Raw genomic sequence first — 23,108 nt, forward strand, 5'->3', positions numbered from 1 at the left:
GGCCGGGTCTGACAGTCGAGGCACCAGAGGCAACCGAGGGCGGGGGACGGATCTTCACAGGTCCCCCACGGCTCCGCAACGGGGAGAGAGCGGACACAGATGGCATCACGGCGGGACGAACTCAACGCCTACACCTTCGCGAAGCGCCGTACGCTCGCGTCATTCCTGCAGCCCTCGCCCTCCGGCTCAGAGGAGGGCGCTCCCAAGCCGCTGAGTGCATTGGTGCCCGGCCTCGTCGTCGGCGCCGTGGTCCTCGCGGTGTTCGGCGCAGTCGGCATGTTCAGCCCGACGGCACCCAAGGGCTGGGACGAGCCGGAAGAGCACGTCATCGTCGCCAGCAAGTCCACGACTCGGTATGTCGTACTGAAGACGGGCAAGCAGACCCAACTGCACCCGGTTCTCAACATGGCCTCGGCCAAGCTCCTCCTGGACCCCAGCAAGGCCAGCGTCATCACCGTGGACGAGAAGGTTCTCGACAGCGGCAAGCCCCCGCACGGCGCGACCATCGGTATCCCCTACGCTCCCGACCGCCTGCCCTCCTCGGACGAGGCCTCGGCCGCCAAGCGCTGGGCGGTCTGCGAACGCCCCGGCGACGGTGGCCGGGCCATCCAGAAGGCGGCCTTCGTCCTCGCGAAGAAGGAATGGTCCAAGACGGAAGGGTCCGCCGAGCTCACCGGCGGCGACCTGATGTACGTCGTCGGCCCGGACGGCAAGACCCAGTACGTCGTGGACGCCCAGGGCACGGCGTACGAGATCCAGAAGTCGGCCGGCGCGGACAACCGGGAGCTGCTCAGAGCCCTCGACACCCAGGGCCGCGCCCCGCAGCGCGTCTCGCAGGAGTGGCTCGACACCCTGCACAAGGGCTCCCCGATCGCGATCCCGCCCATCCAGGGCACGCCGGGCCAGAAGGCGAACGCCTCCAGCCTGCTGGGCGAGTACGACAAGGTCGGCGAGGTCGTGAAGGCGTACGACGGCCAGACGATGCGCTACTACGTCGTGCTCCAGGGCAAGGTGGCCGGCATCTCCGAGTTCACGGCCACACTGCTCCTCAACAGCGGCGCCCTCGGCGGCACCGGCCAGGCCGGCGAGGCGCAGCAGGTCAGCCCCGCCTCGGTCGCCGACAGCACGCCGTTCTCGGAGCAGAAGAACTGGCCGACGGGCAAGCCGCGGATGGTGAACGACGGCTCGCACACCACCAGCGGCCGCAACACGGTCTGCAACGTCCTGAACTCCGTCGCCAACGACGGCAGCACCACCCTGTCGACCTGGGTGGGCACGGACTTCCCCGCCCAGCTGCCCACCGGCTCCTCCAGCGCATACGCCACGCCGGGCTCCGGCCAGCTCTACCGCCAGTTCCAGGGCACGGAGACCTCGGTCGGCGGCGTCTTCCTGGTCACCGACACGGGCCTGCGCTACGCCCTCCAGTCCAACAGCGACAGCGCCACCGACGACAAGGGCATCGGCACCTCCGCCCACCAGCGCAAGGATGAGCTGAGCGAGGCCAAGATCGCCCAGATCCGGCTCGGCTACGAGAAGGTGACCCCCGCTCCCATCCCCATGGCGTGGTCGACGTTCCTGCCGACGGGCCCGCGCTTGTCCGAGGCGGCGGCACGGCAGCCGCAGGGTTCGTGACGGCGGGGCGGCGGAGGAGAGCGGACTCATGCTGAAGGCAAGGATGTCGGGGACCGGGAGTCCTACGGCGACGGCCGGAGCGACGGTGCCCCGCGCGGTGCCGGCTGGTATGACGGTGGCCCGTACGGTGGCGGTTCGTACGGTGGTGACGGCCGCCGCGGTGGCGCTCACCACGACGACCACCGTGATCGCCCTCCCGGCCACCTCGGCCCGGGCGGACGACGGTCAGTGCACGTTCCCGTCGAAGAAATACTCCGGCCGACCGTGGGCGCTGCAACGCGTCAACCTGGACGAGCTGTGGGCGGTTTCGACGGGCAAGAACGTCAGGGTGGCCGTCATCGACACCGGGGTCGACGTCAAGAACCCACAGCTCAGCAAGGCCGTGGAAGTGTCCAAGGGTGAAAACCTGCTGCCGCCCAAGAACTCCAAGGGAGAGAAGATAGACCGCGGCAACGCCTCCGGCACCACGGACACCGTCGGCCACGGCACCCGCGTGGCGGGCATCATCGCGGCCCGCAAGGCGTCGGGCACGGGCTTCGTGGGCCTGGCCCCGGACGCGACGATCATCCCGATCAAGCAGAACGACGCGGACGGTGACGGCACGACGGCCACGCTGGCCAAGGCGATCACGGACGCGGTCAAAAAGGGCGCGGACGTCATCAACATCTCCCAGGACACGGCCAACGCAGTCGCGGGCGGCCAGACGCTGCTGAACGCCGTGAACTACGCCCTGCACAACAAGGTCGTCGTCGTGGCCTCGGCCGGCAACGACGGCCTGGGCGGCAACGTCAAGGTGACGTACCCGGCGTCGTACCCGGGCGTCCTGGCGGTGGCGGCATCCGACCGCAACAACGAACGGGCTCCCTTTTCACAGTCGGGAGATTTCGTGGGAGTCGCCGCTCCCGGTGTCGACATGATCTCCACCGTTCCCGGCGGCGGTCACTGCTCGGACAACGGCACGAGCTTCTCGGCGCCGTACGTGGCGGGTGTCGCAGCTCTGCTCAAGTCCAAGTACCCGAAATGGTCGGCCCAGCAGGTCGTCGCCCAGATCGAACAGACCGCGGAACGCTCCATCCCGGGGCACGACCGGCTGGTGGGCTGGGGCGTCGTGGACCCGGAGAAGGCGCTCACGGACGTCGACCCGGAGCACCCCGTGGCATCCCCCTCGCCCGAGGACGGCGTGGTCAGGGGCGAGGCGCCGTCCGTGACGCCCCTGCACATCGGCGAGACGGCCCAGGAGCGGGACACCCGTATGTCCACCTACGTGGTGGTCGGAAGCCTCGTCATGGTGGCGGGCCTGAGCGGCACGGCCGTCGCGGTCCGCGATGCGCGACGCCGCCGCGGGGGGCGGGCGAAGACCGGCTGAGCCGGTATCGGCTTCTTCGCGGCCATACAAGGCTTCGGCGTCTCCGATGGCATGTCATGGAACGACCACGAACCGACCGGTGCGGTACAGCAGGCCCGGGACGACCTGGAGGGCTACCGCCTCACGGCCGACGACTCCGGCACGTCCCACTACTTCGACGACTACGCGTCGCTGCTGGCCGAAGACCACGCCGCGCCAGGTCCAGCCGGCTTTGAGGACGGTGTCGCGCAACGGCCCGCGCAACTCCGCGCTGTCGAAGCGGAAAGTCTCCGTCGCCTCCGGCCGACCGCTCTCCCCCCCGTCCGATGGCCCACTCGCGACTGACGGTCCGGCTCGGCCCCCGCGTGTACTCCGATGTCACAACACACTCGCGATGTAGCCGTCGTTTGTAGGTCTGTGACACAGCCGTTGGGAGCCGGGTGAGGTTCTAGTGCCGGAGTCGTACTCGCCGTCGATGTCCTCGACGAAGTGGTCGAACTCGCCTGCCCGTACGCCGAGTACGAAGGCGTTCCACTTGTGGCGGGTGGTCGTGACCATGATGTCCGCCGAGCGGAGGCGGAACGGGGCATCGCCCTCGTCGCTCCGGTTGGCGGGGGCCGGTTCCTGCTTGAGGGCGGTGAGGAGGGAACGGAAGGCGGCCGGGGTGGTGGTGAGGACCGCTCCGGTGGGGTCGGTGGATTCGGTGAGGTGGATGGTGCCGGGGGTGGCGGCGATGTATATGCAGGCGTTGCCCTCGCTGCAATAAGAGGACTTCTGCCAGCTCGGGTTCATCGGTGGTCCCTCACAGCTCTCGCATCAGGTCATGGATGTGGTCGCGGGTCTTGTCCGGGCTGAGTGCGACGGCGTCGACCCGGTCGAAGAGCGTTCGGTACTTGTGTAGTTGGGCGTCGGCGTCGAGGAATGTCACGCCGTGGGACTGATCGAGCTGGACGGTGTCCAACTGCGGCACCGGGCCGTAGGCGTAGAAGATGGACTGACCGGAGCCCGGGTAGGCGCCGACACCGAACGTGATGGTGCGCAGGGTGATGTGGTCGCGTTCGCTCATGTCGAGGAGATGCTGCAGCTGCTGGCGGGCAACTCTGGAGCCGCCGACCTTCATGCGCAGTGCGGCCTCGTGGATGATCGCCTCGTACGGGGTCGGGTTGTCCCCTCGGAAGAGGATTGCCTGCCGCTTGATGCGAAAGGACAGCCGGTGCTCGATGTCGGGCGGCGGGAGTTCGGTGACTGCCTGACGGAAGATTTCGAGCGCGTACTCGCGGGTCTGGAGCAGGCCGGGGATACGGGCTGTGGTGGAGTCGCGCAGTGAGCGGGCGTGGTGCTCCAGCTCGGACAGATCGAGCAGTGCGCTCGGCAGGATCTCGCGGTACTCCTCCCACCAGCCGCGTTTCCGGTCGCCGGTCATGGCGGCGAGGGCCTCGACCAGGGCTGGGTCCGAGCAGCCGTAGTGACCGGCCAGCGCGCGGACCCGTTCGGGGCTCACTCCGGCACGGCCTGCCTCGATGTTGCTGACCAGCGTCTGTTTGGAGCCCAGCAGTTGACCGGCCTCGGTGGCCGTCAGACCGGCGTTCTCACGTAGTTTGCGCAGCTCGGTGCCCAAGCGGAGTTGGCGACCCGTCGGGTTGGATCTCACGGGCTTGTCCTCCTCGTTGCCCCGCCTGTCACTCACACGGGTGGATCGAAATGCATTTTCGCGAGACCGTGTAATGCATTACTCGATCGCCGCTACCTTACAACTGGGTCCCCGCCCAGAAGTGCCCCGCTCGACGGAGCGGCGACGGTCACTGGGCAATCGAACATCCGCACCCCAACCTCCTGGTCAGAACGGAGACTTTGATGTCCACCGTATCCAAGCCCTGGACCTACACCCTCCATCTCCCGCACGATCCACGCGCACCGGGGATCGCCCGCGCGACCCTCCGTACCGTCCTCGCCGCGCATGACCTCTCCCTGCTCACCCCGACCGCCGAACTCGTGGCCGCCGAGCTGCTCGCCAACGCGCATCTGCACACCGCAGGGCCCTACGCGCTCCGGCTCCTCGGCAGGGGGTCGGGACGGGTGACGGTGGCCGTATGGGACGCGGACCCGCGCGTGCCACCCGGGTTCGCGGCCGACGGCGTCGCACCCGTCGCCGTAACGGAGTCGGAGGGCGACGCGGAAAGCGGGCGTGGCCTGCAGCTCGTGCGGGCCTGTGCCGATGCGTGGGGTGTCTCCGTGCTGCGGGAGCTGGGGGCGTCCAGGGGCGGGAAGCTGCTGTGGGCGGACTGTCAGAGTAGTGACTTCTCGTAATCACGCCTGGTTGGCTTCCCGCCTTCGGCGAGCGTCTTCTCGTCGAGGCCATCCGCAGGATCGGCCTTGGCCGGGTGATATCCGCGGGCCGAGGCAGCCGTGTTCGCGCCGGTCACCTCCGACCCCACCGCCTCTCACCTGATCGACGCCCGGGCCGGCTTCGGTGACAAGGCGCTGTCGGTCATCCGCACCGCAAGATTCGAAGTCCACTGCCATGCCTGGATGTTGGCGGTCATGGACGCCCTGCACGCGCACCGAGAAGCGACGGTCGACCTCGACGGAGTCCTCGTGATCGCGCGCTCCGACAAGGCACCAGAATCCTGGGACTCACCAGCCGTATCTGTCCTGTGTGGAAGTTCTGCAAAGATCCGAACGATGCTGCCCGGGTGGGCGTGACCACGTCCGAATCGGTCGGTGCCGCAAGTGTGCATGGCTGGCTGGCCACCTTCTCCCGGCCATGCGCATGCAAATCGGGCAAATCATAGGGCCCGGCCCGGTGTCGTGACCGAGTCAATACATATGCCGGTTGGACCGGTTGGGCGGGTTGACTACAGTGGACAGGTGCGTTGAGACGCGGCTTGCGTTGCGGTCGTACGGCGGGTGGACGGTCCGCCGCGATCCGGTCGTGGGTCGATGGTGTACGGGGAAACGGGGAGGAATATGAGCGGGGGCGAGTCGGCGGCGAACCTCAAGGTCAGTGCTAACGCTCTGAGGCAGTTCGTCAAGACGGTGGATGGCGTTCTGCAGGATCTTGAGAAGTCGGCCGGCAATCCGACTCGAGTCGGAGACCAGGCGATCCGGCACACGTCGCTCCGCAGCGGGTCTGCAGGATTCCATGAGGCTGATGCCCTGTACGGGACGTTCAACGAGGTCCACCAGGCCCTCACGAACCTGTCCAAGACCCTGCATCTGCAGATCGAGGCGATCGGCATCGCCGTCACGGGGGCGCACGGCACCTTCAGCGACCTCGAGGAAGAGCAGCGGCGCAGGTTCTACGAGATCCAGAAGGAGATCCAACACCTCAATCCGCACAGCGACAAGAACACCGACGGTGGCGAGAAGGGAGCGCTCTGAGTATGACCGACAAGCACAAGGCGGACATGGAGCGGGTCTCCGCGGAGAACAATTTCACCGACGTCGCCCGGGGCCTCGGCGATCAGCCCAGCACTGGCGGTCTCTTCTTCAATCCTGTTGAAATCCTTCGTTCCTTTGCCAAGGCCACCCCGTACGGGCAGGCCATGGTCAAGCGTACGGAATTCGACGACTATGACCTCAACGCAATGATCGACCTGGTTGAGCAGACGAACCCGGAGGACCTGGAGTCATCCGGTCGGGCCCTCTGGGACGCGCGCGATGCCATCAAGGCGGCAGCTGACACGCTCAAGGGCAAGTTCGACACGGTTCCCTGGGTCGGCAAGGCAGGTGACGACTTCCGCACGTGGGGCGGCAATCTCGTTACACATGCACATGGGCTCGCCGACTTCGCGGGCGGGGCCGGTGACTCGATCGCTACTGCCGCTGAGGGGCTGGCGTCTGTTCGCAACGCAATGAAGATTCCCCGCGATACGAGAGCGGTTCCGGCGCGGCCCGAGAAATTCACGGCGGCCGAAAAGGTGTCGGACAAAGAGGGCTATGCCACTGCCGTAAAGGTGGAGAAGCACCGTCAAGAGGCGGTCAACCAGATGAACCGGTTGGCGTCGTACTACGCGGTGTCGACCCAGTCGCTGCAGGAATTGCACAAGAGCGCGCCTGACTTCGGCAACCTCCCGAACGTCGGGGTGCCCCATCCAAAGTCTGACGTTTCCGCTCCGCAGGAATCCGCTTCGCACGGTCATCAAAGCACCGGTACGAGCGCTGTCGTGGGGCATCATGCGACGGTGGAGCCGGTGCATCACGCTGTTCTGCCTGACGCAAGCGGCGTGCCGGCACCTGTACACCACGCCACGGCCACGGTTCCGGTCAGGCATCCAGAGGCGCCGGTCGGTACGCACATCGACAGCACCGGCACGCTGCCGCCACCCACGACCACCACACCCGGTCCCAGCCACACTCCGCCGGTCACCGGTACACCTCCCACAGGTGGCAGCCAGCCCAATGTGTTTGACGGCGGTGGCTTCAGGCTGCCCATGCCGAACCCCACCTCAGGCCGGAACGTGAGCGGCGCCGGCGGATTCCGTAACCCGCCGACGGCTCAGGGGCGCGCGGGTACGTCCGAGCTGACCAATCCGGGCTCCGGACGCTCCACAGGGCGAGGGCCCATGGACCAGATGGGGCGTGCCACATCGACTGGCCAGTCCGCTGTCAAGGGCACCGGTTCCGGACCGAGGACGACCTCTCCCATGGGCCGAGGAGTCACGGGCGGTACGCCGCGCCCCGCAGGCACGCCAGCATCGCACGCGACGAACGGGCCGACCACCGGCGCCGGCCGCACCAACGGCGTCGTCGGGGGACGGCCCTCCACGACGAATCCGTCGTCGAAGAACGGGTCGCGGATTCCGCGCGGCACGGTCGTCGGCGGTGAGGAAGAGGCCAACTCCCGTCCCACGACTGGCCGTCTCGGCCAGCGCGGTGTCTTCGGAACGCCCGAGTCCGAGTCCACGCCGCGGCCCGGCTCGGGTACGACTGGTTCCCGCGCCCGTGCGGGAACGTCCGAGGCCGTCACCGGACGGCCGAGCGAACGCACATCCGCGGCGGGAGCCGAGCGCAACGGCATGACCCGTGGTGGTGCCGGTCTCACACGCGGAGCAGGCCAGAACGGACGGCACGGCGGGGGGCGGAAGACGGACGGGACATCGCGGCCCGACTACCTGGTCGAAGACGAAGAGACACACCTGCCGAACAGCCCCCGGCGCGACGTGCCGCCGGTCATCAACTGAACGCGAGCGAGGATATTCAACGCCATGAAGTCAGGGATCAGCCGACGAGCCGAGCAGGCTGAGCTCCGCAGGGTGCACCGCGGAAGACGAGTGCGCGCGGTGGGTGCAGTTGTCGGCGCCCTGACCGTTGTGACCGTGGGCTTGGCCCCAGGTGCCGCTGCGTCCGACGAACAGTCGAAGCAGTGGTACCTGAGCCCCATGCAAGCCGAACAGATGTGGAAGGTAAGCACGGGGAAGGGAGTCAAGATCGCGCTCATCGACAGCGGGGTGAACGCGAACACACCGTCGCTCAAGGGGCAGGTTCTGACCGATGAGGTCCCCAAGGCGGTGGCTTATCACGCGACGGTCGACTACGCGGGCCATGGCACGAGCATGGCCGAGTTGATAGCAGGTACTGGGGCAGGCGGTGGGCTGAAGGGGCTGGCACCAGGAGCCAAGATCGTTCCCTACCGCACCAACCTCGAGGGGATCAAGGGGGCAAAGGAAGAGGCCAAGACGCCGGAGCCGGCGCAGGCACTGAGGGCCGCTGCCGATACTGACGCAAAGATCATCAGTTTCTCGTTCGGCGGCATGGGAAGTGACGAGGACGAGGCTGCGGTCAAATATGCGCTTTCGAAGGGCAAGCTACTGATCGCAGCAGTGGGTAATGACGGGAAGAACAGCCAGGCCGACTATCCCGCCTCCTACCCCTACGTCATCGGTGTTGCGTCGGTCGACAAGACCCTAACCGCGTCCAGCTTTTCCTCGGGCGGAGGCTATGCCGACCTGGCAGCTCCTGGCGAGGGTTATCCAGGCTATTGCGACGGCGGTACCGTCCGCTATTGCGACAACCGCCAAGGCACAAGCCCGGCCACCGCACTCACCTCAGCCGCTGCCGCTTTGATCTGGTCGGCACACCCCGACTGGACTCTGTATCAGGTTGAGCGGGCCCTTCTTGACACCGCTGGACGTACCTGGCCGAAGGACAAACCCAGCAAGTATCTCGGCTTCGGAGTCATCCGTCCCCGCGTGGTCCTGGCGGACAAGAATTACGACCCCGGTCCCGCCAATGTCGATCCGCTCCAGAAACAGGACGGTCACGAGTGGGCAAGCGTGGCCCCTGTGGCCCCCAAAGCCGCTCCTTCCTCCTCTGCATCAGCCACGTCACAACCCCAGCAAAAGGGTTCCACCGGCGCGACCTCGGCGGCAGGATCGAGTGCTGGGTCGTCAAATGGTGGTAGCAGCAACACCACTTGGATCGCACTGGGCGCCGCCGGTGCGGTCGTCGTGATCGGCGGCGGCGCATGGGCTCTCGCGCGGGCACGACGCGCCAGGTGACTTCCTCAGCCGTCGACAGCCATAGCAGCCCGATGCAGTTCGGACAGAGCAGGCACTGCGTGTTCCCCGCTCGGAGCAACAGCCAACAGCGGTGAGCCGAAACCATCAGATCAACAACGGACACACGAAAGGCAGGGACGATCATGGTCAGCGGAAAGCAGAAGCTCGAAGATGCCGCAGTAGTCACCCTCGAGAAGCAGATGGTGGAGAAGTACGAGAACATCCAGAAGAACGTGCACGCCCTCCAGGGCGTCATCGACGGCCTTGAGGGCCAGTGGCACGGCATCGGCCGCGCCGCGTTCGACAAGAAGCAGTACGAGATCAACCAGTCGCTGCGGAACATCGGCAACATTCTCGGTGACGTCATCGAGGCGATGACCACGACGCGCAAGATCAAGGACAGCAAGGAAGACGAAGTCCGCGCGGCGGTCAACAAGATCGACCTCCAGGACGGCGCTCCGACCGTTCCGACGTCCTCCCTCAGCTCCTACTAAGTCGAGCGAGACGGAAAACATCCGCCGGGAAGCCGGCGCACTCATCACGTACGCACCAGCGAGACGAGGTAACAGGCATGGCCAACAACGCTGATGGGCTGTCCGTCCATTATGACGGGCTCGACATTGCCGCAACCAGCATCGGTAACCAGGCGAAGCAGCTCGAGTCGGACCTGGCGGAGCTCCGCGGCCTGGTCGTGAAGAGCCAGCAGTACTGGGAGGGCCAGGCCCAGGGCACCTTCCACGAGAAGCTGCAGCGCTGGGACAAGGAAGCGAACGACATCCACGAGGCCCTGCGGGGTATCGGTCACGTCGTCGGCCAGTCCGGCGGTACGTACATGGAAGGCGACAAGAAGGCGGCCACCTACTTCCAGTAGGACGAGGCTCGCAGAATCAACTCCAGGGTGGGCGCGCGCGGGAGGCGCCCACCCTGCTGTTGTGCCGAGCCATGGAAGTGAGCCGGTAGCACGCCGGAGGGACGAAGAGGGAGCATGCGCGTGTCAGATGCCGAACCGGGTACCCGGGGGACGAAGCAGATCGGCCCGTACACGGTTGTGACCCGGCTCGACGCCGGTGTCCCGGTGCACACGCCGGTCTCCGAGCACCGCTTCATCGCCCGCAGCGCCGACGGCGACCGCACGGTGTTGCTCAGCAGGCCCTTGGCAGGCGTCGACCCACAGCGCTTCATGGCAGAGGCCGAGGCCTCTCGCTATCTTCTCGGGAACTGGGTCCTGCCCGCCGTCGAACTCTCCGCCCCCGGCGAACAGCCCTGGCATGCGCGTCCGTATCTGCCCGCCCTTCCGCTGCCCGTCGCCCTCGCCGTCCATGGCGGTCCGCTGCCCGAGCCGACGGTCAGGGCGCTGGCCGTCGCGCTGGCCGAGAACCTCGCCGTCATTCACGGGCAGAGCCTGACCCATGCCGGGCTCTGCCCGTCCGCCGTGCTGATCGCCGCGGACGGTCCCCGGCTCACCTGCTTCGGGGCCGTACGAGCCGCTGCGCCGGACGGTGTCGCGCGGCAGGAGGCGCCCGGGCTCGATCGCGGCAGCTTGCCGCCCGAGCAGGCGGCGGGCGGACAGCCGCGCCCGATGGGCGACGTATACGCACTCGGTGCGACCCTGGCCTATGCCGCCACGGGTTACGGCATGCCGGAACGGGAAGAGCTGCCGACCGGTCTTCGCTCGCTGATCACCCGTTGCCTGTCCCGCGATCCGGCTCATCGTCCCCAACTTGTCGAGATCGTCGATGAGTTGGCGGGAAGCCCGCAGTCGGACGCCCCCGCAGGCTTCGCCGCACCCACACGTGCGGACGCGCTGCTCGGACCAGGGTGGCTGCCGGCCCGGCTCGTCGCCGCCGTCGTCCATCAGTCGTCGTCCGTGCTCGCCGCGGAGGTGCGGTTCCCGGTGCAGGCGCAGGCACCGGTCCATGCGTCCTGGACGTCCGGCGGAGCGCCGTCCGGGTCCCCGGAATCCCATCGCGCTCACTGACCAACTGATCACAAGAATCGCCATGTCGACTCCTCTCACCCACGACGATCCCGTCGCACTCGGCCCGTACCGGCTCATCGCCCGGCTCGGCAGCGGAGGCATGGGCACCGTCTACGTCGCACGGTCCGCCGGTGGACGTACCGTTGCCCTGAAAACCATGCATGCCGCCATCGCCACCGATCCGGCGGCCCGCACCCGCTTCCGCCTCGAGGTGGACGCCGCCCGGGTCATCGGCGACCGGTTCGGGGCGCGGGTGATGGATGCGGATCCGCTGGCGGAGACGCCCTGGCTGGCCACGGAGTACGTACTCGGGCCCCCGCTCGACGAAGCCGTCGAGGCCGGAGGAACGCTGCCCGAACAGTCCGTGCGCGCCCTGGGCGCGGCCCTGTGCTCGGCGCTCGGCCAGCTGCACCGGTCGGACGTGGTGCACCGCGACCTCAAGCCGTCCAACATCCTCCTCACGGCCTACGGGCCCAAGGTCATCGACTTCGGCATCGCGCGGGCCATCGGCGACGAGCGGCTGACCCGGGCCGGTGCTGCCGTCGGTACGCCGGCCTTCATGTCCCCGGAGCAGGCAACCGGACAGGAGCACGACGCCGCCGGCGACGTGTTCGCGCTGGCCGGCGTGCTGGTGTATGCGGCCACCGGGCGCGCACCGTTCGGCAACGGGCAGGCGGCGGACCTTCTGTACCGGGTGCGGTATGCGGACGCGGACCTCACTGGTGTACCTGTTGCCCTCGCTCCGGTACTGGCCCGGTGCCTGGCCAAGGATCCGGGGCAACGGCCGACCACGGCGCTGCTCGCCGCCCAACTTCACGACGGCACCGGTGAGTTCGCCGATCATCTGCCGCACGAGCTGCTCGCGGAGATCGGGCGCCGGGCGGTCGATGTATGGCGACTCGCGCCACAGCGGCTGCCCGCGCCCGCGGCCGGGCCGGAGGCTGAGGCGGCCACCACGGCGGCCGCCAGGCGCCCGTCGCGCCGCAGGTTCCTCGCCGTCGGTGGCGCACTCGCCGTCGGTGCGGCGGTGGGCGGAGGCGCGTGGTGGCGGCAGGGGCACGCCGATGCGCGTGGCGGAGGGGGTACGACCGCGAAGGGCGGCGCACGCAAGACGCGTAACCTCGAGCCGCTGTGGACCTTTACGTTCGCCGTGGTCAAGCCTGACTTGGGCGGGGTCGTCCCTCAGGGGCTTGGCGGAATGATCGTCATACCCACGGGTGGTGGCTCCGAAGCCGTCCGTGCGGCGGACGGAGCCCGCGCGTGGGACGGCCTCTCGGAAGAGAGCAGTTGGCAGACGCTCGTGACGGGTGGCCGGCTCTACCGGCTCTGGATCGGGGAGGAGACCAGCGACGGGATCGGGTCCGCAGTCAGGCTCCAGACCGTCGATCCGAAGAACGGAAAAACGATCAAGACCCTGGTCCGGTTCGCGGGCACCAATGACGAGCTTCCCACACATCAACTCCTCTGCATCACGGACCGCGTCGCGTACGTCGTCGTAGGCAAGGGGAAGTACGAGGGAACCGGCACCTTCTCGGCCGGGGAGACCGCCACTCTGAGTGCCGCCGACATCGAGACCGGCAAGCTCCTGTGGTCGAAACCACTCCCTGCACGATTCGAGTTGAGTTCGAGGCTGCACTTCCTCGCCGCGAAGGCCGTGGGCAGCCGCCTGGTGACACTCCAGCAGACGGAGGACGGGAGCGTCCACATCGTTGTGCGGGCCGCCTCGAGCGGAGCCGTCCTGTGGGAGCGGCCGTACGGCATCGACGACCCGGACATCCTGAAGTGCGGGATCGCCGCGGACAGCGATCACCTGTATCTCGGCGGCAGCCGACTCTGGGCGCTGCGGCTGAGCGACGGGACAGTGACGTGGAAGACCTCGACGGAGCACGCGTACGGACCGCCGGTGCTCAGGGCGGGTATCTTGTACGCCGTGGGTGACGGCGCCGGTCTGACGGCGGTCGACGCACGCAGCGGGAAGGTGCTCTGGACCGAGCGAGGCGGGGAAGTGGGCGAGGCGTCCACCAGTGGGCCGCCCGTCCTCGGCACCCGCTACGCGTACTACAAGAACGGGAGCCTGCTGCGCGCGGTCAGCCTGTCGGACCACACGACCTCGCTGACGTACCAGACGAGTGGAAAACAGTTCTACGCGGACTCGGACGCGAAGCTGGTCCTCGGCGTGGACGGCGCGGAGATGGCTGCCTATCCCCTCCAGTGACGTGATCTCGAAGCGGCGGAACACCGGCCATGCAGCACGGCGCACGGCGACGGCCGGCCGCCTGGCTGTTCCCAGCTACCGCCCCGGGCAGAAGGACCCCCCATGAAACCCCTCGGTACCGGCGACCCGCTCCGTCTGGGTCCCTATCGTGTTCTCGGCGTTCTCGGCGAAGGCGGCATGGGCAAGGTCTACGTCGGCCAGGACGGCGCCGGCAGTCTGGCCGCCGTCAAGGTGCTCAGGCCTGAGCTCACCCACGACACCAACCTCGCCCAGCGGTTCGTGCGCGAGGCGCAGGCCGCGCAGGCGGTGCTGAGCAAGGGCATCGCGAACGTGCTCGGCGCGTGGACGGAGGGCGGACGGCCGTGGATCGCCACCGAGTTCCTCGCGGGGCTCACCCTGGACCAGGCTGTCGACGCCTACGGACCTCTCGACGAGCGGGCTCTGCGTGCCCTTGCCACCGCGCTTGCCCGGACCCTGGCCGACATCCATGCTGCCGGATTCATCCACCGCGACCTGAAGCCGCCCAACATCGTGCTCACCTCGGCCGGGCCGCGCATCATCGACTTCGGCATCGCCCGGCCCGAGCACGGGCTGACCCTGACCACGACCGGGCAGGTGCCCGTCACTCCGGGGTACGGCGCCCCCGAGCAGGTCCTCGGACAGCGTGTGGCACCGTCGGCGGACGTGTTCTCGCTCGGTGCGGTACTGGTCTACGCGGCCACCGGCAGGCGGGCCTACGAGGGCTCGCACGTCGCGGCCGTGCAGTACGCGGTGGTGCACGAGGAGCCCCGACTCGACGGCATTGATCCGGAGATACGGGCTCTGATCACGCCCTGTCTCGCCAAGGATGCCGCCGCACGTCCCGCCCCGTCCCAGATCGTCCAGGCCATGGCTGTGCCCAAGGGGGCCGACCGGGTGTGGCGGCGCGGACCGGTCGCCGACGCCATCAAAGAGCGGGAGGCCGGGGCCCGCCGGCTGACCGCGCCGGTCACGATCGAGACGGCTCCGCCCGTCACTCGCAGGCGTCTGCTCACCGGGCTCGCCGCCGGAGGCGTGGTCCTGGCGGGCGGGGGTGGCACCGCCGCCTGGTGGTTGACAACACACGGTGGATCGACGAGGACGCAGAGCGGGCCCTTCGACATTCCTCCGGCCGTGCGTGCTCCTGTGCAAAAGCTGGACCCCCACGGCATCGAGGACCCGATCAACCATGACGTCCAGCCGACGCCACTCTGGGAAGTGCGCGGGGAGGCGGACGCCTACTCCCAGACGCTGCTACCGATCGGGGACGTCATTGTCTTCGGAGTCGCGACCGGCGGCATCGCGGGATACGACATCACCAACGGTAAGCGCCGCTGGAGTGCCCCTCACCTCAGAACGAAGAGCGGCTATCTGCCTCTCTCCGACCGGCTGGTCGTCGGCGCCGACGACAAGGGCGTCCTCCGGGCCTTCGTACCTTCCACGGGCGAACCCAAGTGGACGTGCCCGGCAGCGGATACGGCGGCGCTGCTCGCGGCCGACGACGATGCGGTGTACCTCGTGACGAAGGACCACAGGCTGCGCAGCGTGAGCCGCTCCGACGCCAGGATCCGCTGGACGGCTGTCGTCCCCACGAAGTTCCGCGGCAATCTGCTCGCCCCTGCTGTCGTCGCCCAGGGCAGGCTGGTCATATCGGCCGTGGACGGCACCGTGCTCGTCGTGCACACCAGCGATGGCAGCACGGCATGGACCCGCCTCGACCAGGACGAGGACCTCACGGTCAGCCCGGCCGTCTACGACGACATGGTGTACATCAACGGCAAGTCCATGGACGCTCGTCGGCTCAGCGACGGAACGAGGATCTGGAACACCAAGCTCGACGACTATGAGACCGATGGGTACAAGTGGGGCCCTGCCGCGGTCTACGCGGACGCGGTCTACACGAACGCGGGTGACAGCACCAGGTGCCTGGGCAAGGACAGCGGCAAGGTGCGGTGGGAGGCGTCCCAGAACGCGAATTACGGGAGCCCTGTGGTTCGGCAGGGGCAGGGCGTCTGGACGTTCGGCAGCACCAGCAACGGGTATGGGCCCCAGCTGTTGATCAATGCTGTGCGGGCTACGGACGGAAAGGCCTCACGGAGCTACATGGTCACCGCTCCCGACTACGCCCGCCTGGCCGCCGCCGGAAACCGTGTCTTCGTCATGCACGACAGCTCCGTCATCGCCCTTTCGACGTTCTGAGCACGCTTGAAGCGTTTGATCCGGTGCACTGCTTGGACGCGGACACCGCATCGGTGAACTTGGTGATGGCCTTCTCCATGGCTGCCGCGTCGACGGCGCCCTGTTCCTTCCAGATCATGGTGAAGATCTCGTGGCCTTCCTTGATCCGGCGTCAAGGGTGTCGATGCTGCTCATCTGCCACTGGATGTATGCGTCGTCGCCCGCGTGGATCTTCTTGGTGGCCTACATGTGGTGGGAGATCTGAGCGCACGCGTCCATGGGGGAGTTGCGTCGTCAGGTCGCCGGCGGCCGAGTCCACGCTGGTGTCGGACAGATGCCGCGGACCGGCATGGTCCGCGGCATCCAGGTGGGGGGAGGAGCCGTTCGGGAGCGGCTCCGGAGAGCTAGGACTCCATGAGTCCGACCTGCACCATCGGCTTCCCCCTCTTCCGTGACACGAAGGTGCCCCGTCCCGCCGGCATCGGCCGCGGGCGGACGCCGCCCAGCAGGTCGCCCTCGGCCGGGTCGCCCGAGAGGACCACACCCTGGGCGCCGAGCTCCTTGATGCGCTGCATGAAGGACTCGTAACCGGCGCGGCTGGCGCCCGCCGTGGACCGGGCGATGATGAAGCGGACGCCGACGTCGCGGGCGAACGGGAGCATTTCCGTCAGACCCGCCAGCGGGTTGCCGCTCGACGTGGACACGAGGTCGTAGTCGTCGATGATGACGTACAGGGTGGGGCCCCGCCACCAGCTGCGGCTGCGCAGCTGCTCCGCGGTGACGTCGGCCGTCGGTGTGCGGCGCTGCATCAGGTCGGCCAGTGCGTCCATGTGGTGCTGCATCTGGTTCGACATCGGGATGTACTCCGCCAGGTGGGAGTCCGGGGTCACCCCGAGCAGTGAGCGGCGGTTGTCGACGACGAACAGCTTGCAGGTGTTGCCGTCGTAGCGCTCGGTGAGGTGCTTGATCAGCAGCTTCAGAAGGTTCGACTTGCCGGACTCGCTCTCGCCGAACACCAGGAAGAACGGGTCCTGTTCGAAGTCGACGAAGACCGGCTCGAGGTTGTCTTCGTCGAGTGCGAAGGAGATGCCGCGCTGCGGGAAGCGGTCGCCCGGGGGCAGCTGCGCCGCCGGGAACTCGCGGGGCAGCAGGCGTACCTCCGGTGCCCCGGGCTCCTGCCAGTGGCGGGTGACCTCGGCCGAGAGGGCGGTCGTCGCTTCCGCCAGGTCCGTGTCGGAGGTGAGGCCGTCGATGCGGGGGACCGCAGCCATGAAGTGCTGCTTCTGCGGGGTCTGGCCGCGCCCCGGCACGCCGGTGGGGACGTTGGCCGCGACCTTGCGGTCGATCTCGGAGTCCATGGGGTCACCCAGCCGCAGCTCGAGGCGGTTCATCAGGTGGTCCTTGAGGTTCGCCCGGACCTCCATCGAGCGCGACGCGCTGATGATCACGTGGATGCCGTAGCCGAGACCGCGCGCGGCGATGTCCAGGACCAACGGCTCCAGGGCCTCGTAGTCCGTCTTGAAGTTGCCCCAGCCGTCGATGACCAGGAAGACGTCGCCCCAGGGCTGGTCGGTCACCGAGATGTCGCCGCGCGCACGGCGGGAGCGGAACTCCGCGATGGAGGAGATGCCCGCGGAGCGGAAGTACTCCTCGCGACGAGTCATGACGCCGTACACCTCGGCCGCCGTGCGCCGGACCTTCTCGGGGTCCAGACGGGAGGCCACGCCGCCCACGTGCGGCAGTCCGGCCACTGCGGCCATACCGCCACCGCCGAAGTCCAGGCCGTAGAACTGGACTTCACGCGGGGTGTGGGTGAGCGCGAACGAGGCGATGATCGAACGCAGCAGCGTCGACTTGCCGGACTGCGGACCGCCGATGATCTGCATGTGGCCGGCCGCGCCGCCGAAGTCGAGCCACAGCGGGTCGCGCCGCTGCTCGTAGGGCTTGTCGATCAGACCCACCGGGATGACCAGCCGGCCCGCGCCCTCGTAACCGGGCTGGGTCATGCCGCGGCCGGGCACGGCGGCGAGCCCCGGCAGCAAGGCGTCGAGCGACGGCGGGCTGTCCAGCGGAGGCAGCCACACCTGGTGGGCGGCCGGCCCCTGCGCCTCCAGGCGTCGCACCACCACGTCGAGCACGGTGTCGGCGAGCGCCTCGTCCTGCTGCTCCTCGGGCGCCTCCTTGCGCTGCGGCGGGACCGGCGCGTACTGCACCGGGACCTCGGCCGCCGTGAAGAGGACGGGCCTGCGGTCGACCGGCAGCGGGCCGCCGAGCGCCGCGGCCTGCTGCGAGCTCGTGCGGTACACCCCGGAGACGTACGCCGCCTTGAAGCGCACCATTTCGTCGGTACCGAACTTCAGGAAGCCGGAACCCGGGATGTTCGGCAGCTCGTAGGCGTCCGGGACGCCGAGTGCGGCGCGCGACTCGGCCGCGGAGAACGTCCGCAGACCGATGCGGTACGACAGATACGTCTCGAGGCCCCTCAGACGGCCCTCTTCCAGGCGCTGCGAGGCCAGCAACAGGTGCACGCCGAGCGAACGGCCGATGCGGCCGATCTGCACGAACATCTCGATGAAGTCCGGCTTGGCGGTCAGCAGTTCGCTGAACTCGTCGATCACCAGGACCAGGGACGGGATCGGCTGGAGGGGCGCGCCTGCCGCGCGGGCTTTCTCGTAGTCGTGGATGTTCGCGTAGTTGCCCGCGTCGCGGAGCATCTCCTGGCGGCGGTTGAGCTCACCGCGGATCGAGTCGCCCATGCGGTCGACAAGGGTCAGGTCGTCCGCGAGGTTGGTGATCACAGCTGCCACGTGCGGCAGCTGGGCCATGCCCGCGAACGTGGCACCACCCTTGAAGTCCGCGAGGACGAAGTTCAGCGTCTCGGAGGAGTGGGTCACGGCGAGGCCGAGAACCAGGGTGCGCAGCAGCTCCGACTTACCGGAACCGGTCGCACCGACGCACAGGCCGTGCGGGCCCATGCCCTCCTGCGCCGCCTCCTTGAGGTCGAGCATGACGGGCCGGCCGTCTTCGCCCAGACCGATCGGCACGCGCAGCCGCTCCGACTGAGAGCGCGGCCGCCAGGTCCGCTTCGGGTCGACAGAGGCGGCATCGCCCAGGTTGAGCAGGTCCGTGAACTCGAGGTTGGCGAGCAGCGGTTCGTCGTCGTCCCCGCCCGACGCCATGCGCAGCGGTGCCATTTGACGGGCGAGCGCCTCCGCGGCCTCGTACGACAGAACGTCCGGCGTTCCCTCGTAGACCATGCCGTGTGCCGACTCCAGGCGCAGCTCCTTGGGCTGCACGACGACGGAGAGGTCGCCGCGGCCGATGGTGAGGTCGCCGGGCACGACCTCCAGGACCGACACACCCTGCAGGCCCTCGGGGGTGGCCAGCAACGATGAAGGCGGCAGGGAGATGCCGTCGAGCACGACCAACAGGTGCGGCTGCTCGGCCACCGGCTGTCCGCCGGGATGGAAGCGCGGGCGGCCCTGAAGTCGAGAGGCGAGCCGGTCCTCCAGCTCCACCGGGTCGGTGGTGATCAGGCGCATGCTGCCGGCGCCGTCGACGAGGCCCGGAGCCTGCACGTGCGGCAGCCACTTGGCCCACTCCCACTCGGGCACCGACTCGCGTCCGGTGACGACGGCGATGACCAGGTCCTCGGGGGAGTGCAGCGAGGCGAGGGAGGCGGCGACGGCACGGGCGGTGCCGCGCACGGTCCCCGGCTCGCCGCTGATCGTCACGTGATAGAAGGCGCGCAGCGAGACCGCCATCGGCAGGTCGTCAAGGGCGTTGTGCGTGGCCAGGAAGCGCTGCATGGCGCCCGCGGTCAGCGGCTCCAGCTCGTCGACCGGGGCGGTCTCCGGCGGGATCAGAGGAGTGGCCAGAGCCTGCGCGCCGAGGCCCACGCGCACCTGTCCGAAGTCCTCGTCGGAGGCACGCCGTTCCCATACCCGGCTGCCCTCGGCGACCAGTGCCCACAGCTGCTCGGGTGAAGGGTGCAGGTAGTACTGGGCATCGCGCTGGGCCTTCGCGGTGTCCACGGCGCCACGCCGGGTCTGTGACAGGTAGCGGAGGTAGTCACGGCGAAGGTCGGCCATCTGCCCCTGGCTGCCGCGGCGGTAGCGGACGAGCATCGAGATGCCCATGGCGATCGTCGAGGCCACCATCACCATGCCCATGATCTTCATGAAGGGCTGGGCCTGGGGGTTGAAGAAGAACACCACGGACCCGCCCATGCCGAGCATGGGCAGGAGCTGCATCAGAGCGCCTTCCTGCTGACCGCGCGGAAGTTCCGGCGGAGCCTGCAGCACGACCTCGTCCGTGGGCACTTCCTTCGGCAGCGCCCGCGGTGGGCGCTTGACGACGATGTGGCTCACTACGCACCAATTCCCTTGCCGGACCGAGATTTTTCGTCCGCCGCCCCGTGTCAGGCGGACGCCGATCGCGAAGCGCGATCCTACTGACAACCGCTGACAACGGTGGGCGGTAGGGTGCCCGTGAGACGCGTGAGCAGTTGCGAATCGCTCCAGGAAAACCTGGGCAATTCGCAACGGTTCGAAGGTGTGCCTCCCCTCAAACCCCGGATGTGACCGCTCGGTCGACCGGCGGAGCGGGTGGCACGGCGCGACCTACACAGGATCTTTACGGGCGGAAGGGTGCTCGGCGGCACCACAGGCCGCCCCACCACCGACGAGGGGGAACAGCAGGTGAGCATGACGGCCTCTGCGCCAGTCGGCGCGACCGGCGGACCGGGCACCGGAGCCCCTTCCGGGGCGGGCATGGGATTCGGCTTCTGCCGGGTCACCATCGTGGCGCCCGACAGCCGTATCGACGTGGCGTTGCCCGACGACGTACCGGTCGCCGACCTGTACCCGGAGATCCTGCGCCTGTCCCAGCAGAGCCCCGCCGAGGGCGCTCCGGTCGGCTACCACCTCGTACGGCGTGACGGCACCGTCCTCGACGGCGCCCGGTCCTTCACCGCGCAACGCATTCTCGACGGCGAATTGCTCACCCTGCGTCCGTTCGCCGAGTCGCTGCCCCCGGCCGTGGTCGACGACGTCTCCGAGGCGGTGGCCTCCGCCGTCACCCGCGACCGGACCCTGTGGAGTGGCGACCTCACCCGTGCCGCCGGTCTCGTCGCGGGTGGCATCTTGCCCGCGCTGCTCGCATTCGTGGCCTGGAGCTCTCAGATCCGCCACGACATGCACAGCCTGCAGGGCGTCATCGCGGGCGTCACGGGCATCCTGCTCATCACCCTCGCGTGCGTACGCGCGCGCGTGTACGACGACCGGGCCTCCGCGGTCGCGCTGGGACTCGGTGCCCTGCCGAACGCCGCCGTGGCCGGTTCCGGACTGCTGTCGCTCTCCGCCGGCCAGGGCATCGGGCGGCTTCAGTTCCTGCTCGCCTGTACGGCGGTCCTCATCGCCTCCGTCGTGCTGACACTGGTGTCGCCAGGCGGCGACGGCCCCTTCGTGGCCTTCGTCTTCGCCTCCGCCATCGGTCTGGTCACCAGCTTCATCGCGATGCTCACCGAACTGAAGCCCATCGAGACAGCCGCCGTCTGCGCCCCGCTCTCCGTGGTGGCGCTGGCCTTCCTGCCGGGGCTGTCCATGCGCTTCGCGCGACTTCCCATCGGGTTCGAGCCGCCCAACCCCTCTCGCGGCGGCTATGACACCGGCGAGCGCGCCCCGCAGGAGCCTGTGGACGTCGAACGTGTCGCCGCCCAGGCCCGGCGCGGCCACGAACTCCTCGTCGGCCTGGTCGGGGGCTGCGCGCTGGTCGCCGTGGGCGCGTCGATCGTCCTCGGCTTCTCCAGCAACACGTGGGCCCAGCTCCTGGCCCTCGCGACCGGCCTGGCGATGCTGATGCGGGCGCACCTGTTCCGTTACACCGCACAGGTCGGCGCGACGCTGGCCGCCGGCCTCGCCGCGATCGTATTCCTCGGTCTCGGGCTCGCGCTGAACCCACCTCGGGGGTATCTGATCGACGCCTTCCAGGGTGACACCACATCCCTCGACATCCGCAGCGTGTGGCTCGCCGCGGCCGTCGGGGCGGCCACCGCTCTCGTCACCGCGATCGCACTGATCACTCCGCGGCGCGGTGTCACGCCCTTCTGGGGACGCTTCCTGGAGATCGCCGAGAGCTTCGTACTGCTCACGCTGATCCCGTTGGCCCTGGCCGTGTTCGACGTGTACGCGCAGGCGCGGGCGATGACCAGCTAGCCGAGGGCTCCTGCGCACCCGTGAAGGTCCCTCGTCACGGAAAAGGGCGGTACGCATGCGTACCGCCCTTCTCGTGTTCCGCTCACTCCGCCGCGAGCCCCCCGTTGTGCGGCATCGGCTTCAGATCGAACTCCCCGTCCCGTGCGCCCAGCACGAACGCCCGCCACTCCGCCTCCGTATACCGCAGCACGGTCGCGTGGTCGAGGGAGGACCGCATCGCGACCGCCCCTTCGGGCAGGTACGCGATCTCGACCCGCTCCTCGTGCTCCTCGGTGCCCGGCGCGCAGTGCCACTCGACACCCGAGATGTCCAGCGCGTACAGCTCGTCGCGCTCGCGCTCCTTGCGCGCCTTGATCTCCGCTTCCGTCTCCGCCATCCCGAAGCGACCCCTTCCCGGCATACGTACGATCGGCACGTTCACCCTAGTGGCCGCCTCCCGCGGACCAGGTCCGTTCCGGAACGCGGGAGAGAGCGCCCGTCACGGCCTGCTACCCTGGTCGACGGCCGTTTGTGTACGCACCCCCGGAGCCCTCGGCTCTGGTGGCCGCGCTCAGCGGATCCCAGCCTCCCGAGTTACGGAAGCTCCCCCGAGATGCAGACCGGGGGCACTCGGCGGCAACCACAGACTATGAGGAGTACGCGTGTCGCTCGACGCCGCTACGAAGAAGCAGATCATCACCGAGTTCGGTCAGAAGGAGGGCGACACCGGCTCCCCCGAGGTCCAGGTCGCCATGCTCTCGCGCCGGATCTCCGACCTGACGGAGCACCTCAAGACCCACAAGCACGACCACCACTCCCGCCGTGGTCTGCTGATCCTGGTCGGTCAGCGTCGTCGCCTGCTGCAGTACCTGGCGAAGAAGGACATCCAGCGCTTCCGTACGCTGGTCGACCGCCTGGGCATCCGCCGCGGTGCGGCGGGCGCCAAGTAGGACGCCATGAAGGGGGCGGTTCCCGGAACGACTCGGGAGCCGCTCCCTTTGCCGTATGCGGGCTGTCGCCCTGCGTACGCAAGCCTTCGTCGTCCATG

General features: G+C 68.5%; 18 protein-coding genes and 1 pseudogene. 14 read left to right on the plus strand and 5 right to left on the minus strand.

Going from position 1 to position 23,108, the window contains the following annotated elements; all coding sequences use genetic code 11:
* Positions 1-99: 99 nt before the first annotated feature.
* Together eccB and mycP are read left to right on the plus strand one after the other, a co-directional pair.
* Positions 100-1,632 carry a type VII secretion protein EccB gene (eccB, locus tag AVL59_RS09635; protein WP_067301577.1) on the plus strand — a complete coding sequence of 511 codons (1,533 nt, stop codon included), beginning with the start codon at positions 100-102 and terminating at the stop codon, positions 1,630-1,632.
* 28 nt (positions 1,633-1,660) lie between these two features.
* Positions 1,661-2,998 carry a type VII secretion-associated serine protease mycosin gene (gene mycP / locus AVL59_RS09640; RefSeq protein ID WP_372450385.1) on the plus strand — a complete coding sequence of 446 codons (1,338 nt, stop codon included), beginning with the start codon at positions 1,661-1,663 and terminating at the stop codon, positions 2,996-2,998.
* A gap of 174 nt (positions 2,999-3,172) precedes the next feature.
* Here the strand turns inward: mycP and AVL59_RS47630 are convergent.
* The 3 genes and pseudogenes from AVL59_RS47630 to AVL59_RS09655 all read right to left on the minus strand — a co-directional run.
* Positions 3,173-3,359 (minus strand): annotated as a pseudogene (locus AVL59_RS47630) (hypothetical protein); the annotation flags it as partial.
* A complete protein-coding gene (locus AVL59_RS09650; RefSeq protein ID WP_067301587.1) occupies positions 3,356-3,769 on the minus strand; it encodes a DUF397 domain-containing protein in 414 nt (137 codons plus the stop codon). The pseudogene AVL59_RS47630 and the gene AVL59_RS09650, both read right to left, overlap by 4 nt.
* A gap of 10 nt (positions 3,770-3,779) precedes the next feature.
* Entirely contained in the window at positions 3,780-4,628 is an 849-nt protein-coding gene (locus AVL59_RS09655) for a helix-turn-helix domain-containing protein (RefSeq protein ID WP_067301589.1), read from the minus strand.
* A 203-nt stretch (positions 4,629-4,831) separates the two neighbouring features.
* On the opposite strand from AVL59_RS09655, the gene AVL59_RS09660 reads away from it, so the two are divergent.
* The 10 genes from AVL59_RS09660 (at position 4,832) to AVL59_RS09700 (ending at position 15,887) form a co-directional block, all read left to right on the plus strand.
* Positions 4,832-5,284 carry an ATP-binding protein gene (locus tag AVL59_RS09660; protein ID WP_067301592.1) on the plus strand — a complete coding sequence of 151 codons (453 nt, stop codon included), beginning with the start codon at positions 4,832-4,834 and terminating at the stop codon, positions 5,282-5,284.
* 99 nt (positions 5,285-5,383) lie between these two features.
* Entirely contained in the window at positions 5,384-5,680 is a 297-nt protein-coding gene (locus AVL59_RS09665) for a hypothetical protein (protein WP_067301594.1), read from the plus strand.
* A 264-nt stretch (positions 5,681-5,944) separates the two neighbouring features.
* Complete coding sequence (locus tag AVL59_RS09670) at positions 5,945-6,358, plus strand: hypothetical protein (protein WP_237281465.1); 414 nt, start codon at positions 5,945-5,947, stop codon at positions 6,356-6,358.
* A gap of 2 nt (positions 6,359-6,360) precedes the next feature.
* Entirely contained in the window at positions 6,361-8,160 is a 1,800-nt protein-coding gene (locus AVL59_RS09675; RefSeq protein ID WP_067301599.1) for a hypothetical protein, read from the plus strand.
* Positions 8,161-8,250: 90 nt separating this feature from the next.
* Positions 8,251-9,477, plus strand: a complete 1,227-nt coding sequence (locus AVL59_RS47635; RefSeq protein ID WP_308281851.1) for a S8 family serine peptidase — start codon at positions 8,251-8,253, stop codon at positions 9,475-9,477.
* Between the two features lie 143 nt (positions 9,478-9,620).
* Positions 9,621-9,971 carry a WXG100 family type VII secretion target gene (locus AVL59_RS09680; protein ID WP_067301602.1) on the plus strand — a complete coding sequence of 117 codons (351 nt, stop codon included), beginning with the start codon at positions 9,621-9,623 and terminating at the stop codon, positions 9,969-9,971.
* A gap of 77 nt (positions 9,972-10,048) precedes the next feature.
* The gene (locus tag AVL59_RS09685) at positions 10,049-10,348 is read left to right on the plus strand and encodes a WXG100 family type VII secretion target (protein WP_067301605.1); all 300 of its coding nucleotides are present in this window, start codon (positions 10,049-10,051) and stop codon (positions 10,346-10,348) included.
* A gap of 114 nt (positions 10,349-10,462) precedes the next feature.
* Positions 10,463-11,455 (plus strand): serine/threonine-protein kinase, encoded by a 993-nt coding sequence (locus AVL59_RS09690; RefSeq protein ID WP_237281466.1) that lies wholly within the window; start codon positions 10,463-10,465, stop codon positions 11,453-11,455.
* Positions 11,456-11,477: 22 nt separating this feature from the next.
* Positions 11,478-13,670, plus strand: coding sequence for a protein kinase domain-containing protein (locus tag AVL59_RS09695; protein ID WP_079146603.1), 2,193 nt, complete (start codon positions 11,478-11,480; stop codon positions 13,668-13,670).
* 102 nt (positions 13,671-13,772) lie between these two features.
* Positions 13,773-15,887, plus strand: a complete 2,115-nt coding sequence (locus AVL59_RS09700) for a protein kinase domain-containing protein (protein WP_067301608.1) — start codon at positions 13,773-13,775, stop codon at positions 15,885-15,887.
* A gap of 383 nt (positions 15,888-16,270) precedes the next feature.
* On the opposite strand, the gene eccCa is transcribed toward AVL59_RS09700, so the two are convergent.
* Positions 16,271-20,236 (minus strand): type VII secretion protein EccCa, encoded by a 3,966-nt coding sequence (eccCa, locus tag AVL59_RS09705; RefSeq protein WP_067301611.1) that lies wholly within the window; start codon positions 20,234-20,236, stop codon positions 16,271-16,273.
* 336 nt (positions 20,237-20,572) lie between these two features.
* Between eccCa and eccD the strand changes: the two genes are divergently transcribed.
* On the plus strand, positions 20,573-22,081 hold the full coding sequence (gene eccD / locus AVL59_RS09710; protein ID WP_067317071.1) for a type VII secretion integral membrane protein EccD: 1,509 nt from the start codon (positions 20,573-20,575) through the stop codon (positions 22,079-22,081).
* 82 nt (positions 22,082-22,163) lie between these two features.
* Here eccD and AVL59_RS09715 read toward each other — a convergent pair whose 3' ends face one another.
* Positions 22,164-22,457, minus strand: coding sequence for a DUF397 domain-containing protein (locus AVL59_RS09715; RefSeq protein WP_067301613.1), 294 nt, complete (start codon positions 22,455-22,457; stop codon positions 22,164-22,166).
* Between the two features lie 265 nt (positions 22,458-22,722).
* Between AVL59_RS09715 and rpsO the strand changes: the two genes are divergently transcribed.
* The gene (gene rpsO, locus AVL59_RS09720) at positions 22,723-23,010 is read left to right on the plus strand and encodes a 30S ribosomal protein S15 (RefSeq protein ID WP_067301615.1); all 288 of its coding nucleotides are present in this window, start codon (positions 22,723-22,725) and stop codon (positions 23,008-23,010) included.
* The last annotated feature ends 98 nt before the right edge of the window (positions 23,011-23,108 follow it).

Source organism: Streptomyces griseochromogenes (assembly GCF_001542625.1).
Classification (GTDB): domain Bacteria; phylum Actinomycetota; class Actinomycetes; order Streptomycetales; family Streptomycetaceae; genus Streptomyces; species Streptomyces griseochromogenes.